The following is a 3,200-nucleotide window of genomic DNA, read 5'->3' on the forward strand; positions in this document are numbered from 1 at the left end:
GCGTAAAGCAGGTGCCGCCGCCCGTGAATGACCTGTCAGGGGCTGGTCGGGCGCCCCTGACGGCCGGTCCGCTCGGTTCCGTCAGAAACGGTAACCGTGGTCCATGTTGCCGTTGAAGTTGCCGCGGTGGCCGTCGCCCGCCCAGTGGCCCGACGAACAGCCTTCGCCCCAGAAGGTGGTGTGGTGGCCGGTGCCCGCGAACTGGCCGCACGCCCTGAAGCCGCCTTCGTTGCGGTAGCCGTCGTCGTTGGCGAGGGCCGAACCGGCGCTACCCATGAGCGCGGCAACGGCGAGGACGCCGGCGGCAAGAGTCGTACGAACGCGCATGATTGCTCCCGATGGAGAGGTGGTGGACACACGAGCGGATGTGCGGGACGCGCCTTAGCGCACCCGCGCCGCCCTCGCACAATTGATCACGCCGAGTGGGCGTAGGTCCGCATCGTCACCCGAATGTTGGCGCGGCGCGTGCCGTTGGGCGGCGTCGTGTCTCCAGCGGCCCCAGCCCAAGCCCAAGCCCTAACCCTCCGCCTGCACCAGCGTGGCCACCAGGCGCCTCATGCGGGCCCGTGGGTCGGGCGAGCCCGGCCAGTTGGTCATCAGGAGGTGGTGGGCGGTGCCGACGATGGCCAGGGCCACGCTGCTGGGGTCGATGGTCTCCGCCACCCGGCCGAGCTCTCTTTCGGCCGCCAGGTAGGCGGTGATGGCGTCTTCGATCGCCGTGAAGCCGGGGGCGCCGCCTTCCATGGCCTCACGGATGCGCCGCGTCGTGGCGGGCCGGCTCATCGCCAGACCCGAGAGCGCCGGGCCCGCGGAGTCGAACAGTGCGAGGGCGACGGCGTCCAGGTTCTGCGCCACCGTGCCCTGCCCGGTGCGCCGCGACAGCGCCTGGGCCTGGGCCGCCGTCCGTGCGAATCGGTCGAGGCAGAGCTCGGCCACGAATTCGTCGAGCCCCGCGAAGTGCGCGTGCAGAAGCCCTTTGGCGCACCCCGCCTCGGTGGTGACGGCCCTGCTGGTGAGCGCGCCGGGGCCGTCCCTCCCGACGACACGCTCGGCCGCCGCGAACAGCCGCTCACGTACGTCCGGCGTCGCCACTCCGCGCGGTGACATGGGCCCCACTTCCGCTCTGGCGCCACCGTCCGAAGGGCGCACAACTGGGCTCATCGTAGCGGGGGATTGCCAGTATGGGCGGGCGCCCATACTGTTTGGGCGCACGCCCATCATCCGTGTCCCACCGCTGGAGGCCATCGTGCTCAACGCTGTCAACACCGAGCAGGCACAGGCATGGAACGGTCCGGAAGGCTCCCACTGGGCCCGCAACCAGGACCGCTGGAACGCCGTGAACGAGGGGTTCAACGAGCCGCTGCTCGACGCCGCCGGGATCACCGGCGACCACCGGGTCCTTGACCTGGGGTGCGGCTCCGGGCAGACCACGCGACTCGCGGCGCAGCGGGCGCCGCGAGGGCAGGCGCTCGGCCTCGATCTGTCCGCCCCGATGCTGGCCGAAGCCACGGCCCGCGCGGAGCGTGCGGGCGTCACGAACGTCTCCTTCGTGCAAGGTGACGCCCAGGTGCACCCGTTCGGGCCTAATTCGTTCGATGTGGCGGTCAGCCGCTACGGGGTGATGTTCTTCGCCGATCCGGTGGCGGCCTTCGCGAACGTCGGCCGTGCGCTGCGGCCCGGCGGGCGCCTGGCGTTCGTCTGCCCGGCCGATGCCACGCTCAACGGCTGGGTGACGGCGATGACGTCGCTGCGTGATCTCCTGCCCGTCGGCGACTTCGGGCAGCCGGGACTGCCCGGCATGTTCTCCCTGTCCACCCCGGACCGCATACGTGAAGTGCTCACCGATGCCGGATTCACCAGCATCGGCAGCAATCAGGCTCAGTCGTACGGGACTTGGGGCCAGGGAGCCGAGGATGCGGCGGCGTTCCTGCTGGGCACGGGGCCCGGCCGCCACCTGATGGAGAACGCCGACGAGGCCGCGCGAGCCGAGGCCTGCCGGACGCTGACCGGTCATCTGCGCGCCCATGAGGCGGCGGACGGCACGGTGCGGCTGCTCAGCACGTCCTGGCTGGTCACGGCGGAGCGTCCGACCGACGCCTCGGACCGGGTTTAGCCGTCGCGGCCCCGTGGACCGGCCCTCGCCCGTGGGGAACCAGGCGCCTCACCCGTAACGTCTCTTCGCTCGCGCGACGGGGAACGGGGAACGGCGAACGGGGCCGGATGTGACGGAGGACGGAAACATGGACAGGAGTTCGGCAGACATTTCCTGCGGCGCCGGATGTCTTCTTGCCGGTCTGGGCGCGGCGACCGCGGCGCTCGTGTGGGCGCCGCGCGCCGCGGTCAGTGTCCACGGCGGATTCGAGGGACAGGCCCGTGATCTGAGCGTGCTGTACGTCGACCTGCCGCTTGTCGCGCTGGGCGGAGCGCTGGTTCCGCTCCTGTTCTGGGCGCTGACCACACATCTGGTCGGCCGGACCTGGGTCGCGGTATGCGTCTCCGTGGCCGCGTTCGCGCTGGGGCTGTGGGGGTTCTTGGAGTGGTGGACGCCTTCCAGACGCGTACAGCCGGGGGACTGACGCGTGCAGGCGGGGGGCTGACGCGTACAGGCGGAAGGCTGGCGGCTACAGGCGGGGGCCTTGTTCAGTCGAGCCGGATGGCGCCGGAGCGCGGCGGTACGGCGTCGAGCGCGGCGAGGGTCGGTGCGTCGAGGGTGATCGCACCCGCGTCCGCGTTCGCCCGCAGGTGCTCGGGGTCGGCGGTGCCCGGGATGAGGAGTGTGTTCGGGGTGTGGTGGAGCAGCCAGGCGAGGCCGATCTGCGCGGGTGTGACGCCCAGTGCGCGTGCCGCCGCGGTGATGGCGGGCTCGTCGGTGACCTTGGGCAGCCCCGCGAACGCGCCGCCGAGCGGGAAGTACGGCACCCAGGCGATGTCCTCGGCGAGGCAGAGCCGCAGCATCTCCTCGTCGTCGCGCATGACCAGGCTGTAGGCGTTCTGCACGCAGGCGATGCCCACCGGCAGGGCTTGGCGCAGCGCGTCGAGGCCGACGCTGCTCAGGCCGATGGCGCCGATCTTTCCCTCTGCGCGCAGGTCGGCCATGACGGCGAGCTGGTCGTCGAGGCCGACGATCTGGTCGCCTTCGGGACGCAGGCCGGGGCCGTGATCGGCGCGGCGCAGATTGACCAGGGGGATCTGTTCCAGCC

At 71.5% G+C, this 3,200-nt stretch carries 5 protein-coding genes; 2 read left to right on the forward strand and 3 right to left on the reverse strand.

Going from position 1 to position 3,200, the window contains the following annotated elements:
• Positions 1–81 precede the first annotated feature (81 nt).
• Both AB8Z36_RS34290 and AB8Z36_RS34295 read right to left on the reverse strand, forming a co-directional pair.
• Positions 82–327, reverse strand: coding sequence for a hypothetical protein (locus tag AB8Z36_RS34290; protein WP_369217293.1), 246 nt, complete (start codon positions 325–327; stop codon positions 82–84).
• 189 nt (positions 328–516) lie between these two features.
• Complete coding sequence (locus AB8Z36_RS34295) at positions 517–1,107, reverse strand: TetR family transcriptional regulator (RefSeq protein ID WP_369217294.1); 591 nt, start codon at positions 1,105–1,107, stop codon at positions 517–519.
• Positions 1,108–1,246: 139 nt separating this feature from the next.
• Between AB8Z36_RS34295 and AB8Z36_RS34300 the strand changes: the two genes are divergently transcribed.
• Together AB8Z36_RS34300 and AB8Z36_RS34305 are read left to right on the forward strand one after the other, a co-directional pair.
• Positions 1,247–2,113, forward strand: a complete 867-nt coding sequence (locus tag AB8Z36_RS34300) for a class I SAM-dependent methyltransferase (protein WP_369217295.1) — start codon at positions 1,247–1,249, stop codon at positions 2,111–2,113.
• A 127-nt stretch (positions 2,114–2,240) separates the two neighbouring features.
• Positions 2,241–2,576: a hypothetical protein gene (locus AB8Z36_RS34305; RefSeq protein WP_369217296.1), complete on the forward strand. Its 336-nt coding sequence runs from the start codon at positions 2,241–2,243 to the stop codon at positions 2,574–2,576.
• Positions 2,577–2,640: 64 nt separating this feature from the next.
• Here the strand turns inward: AB8Z36_RS34305 and AB8Z36_RS34310 are convergent.
• A partial coding sequence (locus AB8Z36_RS34310) for an aldo/keto reductase (protein WP_369217297.1) occupies positions 2,641–3,200 on the reverse strand: 560 nt, incomplete at its 5' end.

Origin of the sequence: Streptomyces flavofungini, assembly GCF_041028215.1 — a bacterium.
Classification (GTDB): Bacteria; Actinomycetota; Actinomycetes; order Streptomycetales; family Streptomycetaceae; genus Streptomyces; species Streptomyces flavofungini_B.

Excerpts from the sequence above, each read along its gene's own strand:
- AB8Z36_RS34290 (WP_369217293.1), bottom strand. The coding sequence starts at position 327 with ATGCGCGTTCGTACGACTCTTGCCGCCGGCGTCCTCGCCGTTGCCGCG.
- AB8Z36_RS34295 (WP_369217294.1), bottom strand. The coding sequence starts at position 1,107 with ATGTCACCGCGCGGAGTGGCGACGCCGGACGTACGTGAGCGGCTGTTC.
- AB8Z36_RS34305 (WP_369217296.1), top strand. The coding sequence starts at position 2,241 with ATGGACAGGAGTTCGGCAGACATTTCCTGCGGCGCCGGATGTCTTCTT.